Origin of the sequence: Flavobacterium sp., assembly GCF_031422135.1 — a bacterium.
Lineage (GTDB): Bacteria > Bacteroidota > Bacteroidia > Flavobacteriales > Flavobacteriaceae > Flavobacterium.
In genome coordinates, this window is sequence record NZ_JANOQD010000037.1 from 1 (window position 1) to 3,293 (window position 3,293).

Sequence of the window (3,293 nt, forward strand, 5' to 3'; positions counted from 1 at the left end):
ACTAATTTTAACAAACTTGTATTTTCTTATTTCATCACCACTTATTTTTAAATTTATTTCACATTTATTGTTGTATGAATTATCAGAAGTTGTTCTGCTTTCATTAATTTCTTTGACCGATATTTTTTGTGAAAATATAGATGTAGTTAATATTAAAAATGCGATAGTTAAATTAATTTTCATATTTTTTTTATTTTTACGTTTCTGTTTTAAAATTATATCTGCCAACGTCTCGTGGCTTGCAGAAGTTGGGGATTTGGTTAGCCTGAACTTTCAGTAAATCACTGACCACAAAAGTACAAAACAATGTGTAAAGTCAAGACCAAAACCCCAATTTTTGCAAACCGCTGTTAGCGGATAGTGCTTTTAAATTTTTGGATTTCGTCGTAATCGTTTATGTCTAATATTTCAATTAGTTTCAACCAATGAATTTTACCCATTTTATGATAGTTTATTAATTGTTTTTCCGCTTTTTTAATTTCACGTTTTTCAGTCTGCAAAAAATTGATTATTACAGTTTCTTTCTCATTTTCCATTACAATTTTTATTGCATTTTCAACTCCGTTAGATAAAGCATTTCCAAAGTCGGTTTTATGTTTTGATATCCATTTTCCTTTGTAATCTCCACCGTAAACTTCGATTTTTTTTATTTCTTCTATTAAGTATTCGTTCTCATTAACAATTATTTTTTCATTGTGCAATTCAATTGTTCCCCTAATGAAACCTTTCAGTTTTTCGTATCTAAACTGCCCAACAATTTTAGTTATAATTCCAATTAAAATCAACAAACAGGCTATAATTCCCAATTCTGCTGAAAAATATGATAACACTTTTCGTCCCATCAATAAATTAACTAATAATGGTAAAACACATATAAGTGCTAAAGAATTTATTATCAAACTTCTTGTTAAATAAATTTTTTTGATTTTATTAAAAATAAGAAATTTCACCATTTCATTAATATAATTTTTATTTTCGGGATTTTTTTTAGCATTTCCGCTAACGTCTCGTGGCTTGCAGAAGTTGGGGATTTGGTTAGCCTAAACTTCGATTAATCACTAAACACAAAAGTACAAAACAATGTGTAAATTCAAGACCAAAACCCCAATTTTTGCAAACCGCTGTTGGCAGACGTATTTTCTTTTTTAGTTGTTTAATTTTTCAAGTTGTCCAACTTTTTTCCAACTTGGGTCAATACTTAATGCAACAGCTATGTAAACATCTTTTCCGTTATTTTTGAAAGCCACACCTTTGTTCATTTGTGCATTTATTTCGTTCGGAGTTAAGTTATACATTGCTCCTGTAATTGGATCAATAATTATTCCAATTAAACCGCCAATTAATATGTTTCCTAGAAACCAGGCATTGAACTTTTTGGTTAATTTTGTTTGGTAAGTTTGGTAACCTTCAAGTTTAAGCATAACGCTATGTTCGCTTTTTCGTGCAAGTTTAATTTCAAATGGTGTTTTTCCCACTTCAACTTCGTCAATAAAAATTGTTGCTGTTGATGGATTACTTGAAAATTTTACATTCTGTTTTGAACCTGAAACGATTGTTGCACAACTTGTCATTAAAAAAGTTAGCGCTAAAGAGCAAGAGATAATTTTGTTTCTCATTTTTAAAAATATTTAGGGTTAATTAATTTGTATTTGATATTGTGATAATTTAGATACATCTCCGTCATAAAAGTAAAAGTCAACTTTTATTCTGTAACAAGAAGAACCCAAAATACTCGGCGTTTTCTTTTCAATTACTTTAACAATATTTGCACCATTTTCGCGAGCTAAATTTCTCGCTTTAATTAAATTTGTGTTGAAGTCACAGTCAGTTGAAAATCCTGTGTCACCAAATTTTGCTGTTCCAATTTTCTTCGAGTTTTCTGGCACTCTATTCTCTAAATCCAAAAATGCAACTTTGTTTTCAATTGTAAGCGGTTTTAATTGTTCTGTAAAACTTGATTTAATACTTGCCCCACAACTTATGAGTAAAAATGTGGAAATTCCAAATAATAATTTTTTCATAGATTTTCTTTTTTGTTTATTGATTTATTTACTTTTTCTGTCGCTCGAATATGTCTGCCAACGTCTCGTGGCTTGACGCTCAGTTGGGGGTTTGGTTAGCCAAATGTATAAATTTAAGACTGAACTTCCAAGTACAAAACCGACTTTGGAGTTTGCCCCAAACCCCCAATTGCGTCAAACCGCTGTTGTGTGCTAGCCTTTTTTTAGATTTTTAATCCTTTTACGAGTTTATATTCAGTTGATTGCGTTCCATATTGTGCTTTTACAGTTTCTTTAAATCTTTGACAAAGTGCAGAAAGTTGTTCATATTTTACAATTCTGCTTTCACGAGCGATTTTTAATTGTCCGAAATCTTGAATTGATTTGGTATTGATTTGCGATGCCAAATCACGTTTCTGTTTCAGTTTAGTTGCACTACATTCCGCGTTTGCTGGCGAATAATTTGCTCCTAAAGTTTCTAAAGTTGCGATTAAATCCGAAAATGTTTGCAATATTGTTCCGTATGACCTTTCGGATTGGCTCACCGTTTCTGTTGTTGCTCCAACTGATGGTTTTGCTACTTTTATTCCTCTGATTTTGGTTACTAGATTTGAGATATTTTGAGCTTCTTTCGAGTTTTTTCCGAAAATTGAACGCACGTTTGCGATAACTGGCGTGACAATTTTGATTATCGAGTTCGGTTCTTTTGTGAATATTTTCTGTTTAGTGTCAACCGAAATAGAGTAGGATTGGAGTTTAGTTGCAACTTCTGTATTATTATTTGATAACTCTGTAATTTTACTGTTTAATGTTTCCAAAGACAACTCTGCATTTAGTTCAGTATAACTACCGAAAGATTCAATATGAGTTGCTAATGCTTGTGCGTTGTCTAGTCTTTTGCCAAAGGAATTTTCTGATATACTTGCCATATTAGTTGATGTTTATGTGCGACTTTGTTGTTTCACTTTAACAAATATATCGATTATAATATTAGAATGTTATTAAAAACAGTAAAATGTTTACAAGATAATATAAAAACATTACGCTTGTGCAAGAAATTATTATATCTAAATGTAAAATAGTTAAAGTAAATTATAGAATAATTAAGTTAGATTTCTACTTCTCTGTTTCTGTCGCACAAAGGTTGCACACAACGTCTCGTGGCTTGCTGTCAGGTTGGGATTAGATAAGCCAAATGTATAAATTTATGACTGAACTTCCAAGTACAAAACCAACTTTGGAGTTTGCCCGAAAGCCCAACTTGCAGCAAACCGCTGTTGTGTGCCAGCCTTT

The 3,293-nt window shown here is 31.3% G+C and carries 5 protein-coding genes; all 5 read right to left on the reverse strand.

Going from position 1 to position 3,293, the window contains the following annotated elements:
• A partial coding sequence (locus RMO70_RS06190) for a hypothetical protein (RefSeq protein ID WP_310555558.1) occupies positions 1–183 on the reverse strand: 183 nt, incomplete at its 3' end.
• A 167-nt stretch (positions 184–350) separates the two neighbouring features.
• Entirely contained in the window at positions 351–830 is a 480-nt protein-coding gene (locus RMO70_RS06195) for a hypothetical protein (protein ID WP_310555559.1), read from the reverse strand.
• Between the two features lie 315 nt (positions 831–1,145).
• Positions 1,146–1,616 carry a PEGA domain-containing protein gene (locus RMO70_RS06200; protein WP_310555560.1) on the reverse strand — a complete coding sequence of 157 codons (471 nt, stop codon included), beginning with the start codon at positions 1,614–1,616 and terminating at the stop codon, positions 1,146–1,148.
• Positions 1,617–1,634: 18 nt separating this feature from the next.
• On the reverse strand, positions 1,635–2,021 hold the full coding sequence (locus tag RMO70_RS06205) for a hypothetical protein (RefSeq protein ID WP_310555561.1): 387 nt from the start codon (positions 2,019–2,021) through the stop codon (positions 1,635–1,637).
• A gap of 203 nt (positions 2,022–2,224) precedes the next feature.
• Entirely contained in the window at positions 2,225–2,929 is a 705-nt protein-coding gene (locus RMO70_RS06210) for a hypothetical protein (RefSeq protein WP_310555562.1), read from the reverse strand.
• Between the last annotated feature and the right edge of the window lie 364 nt (positions 2,930–3,293).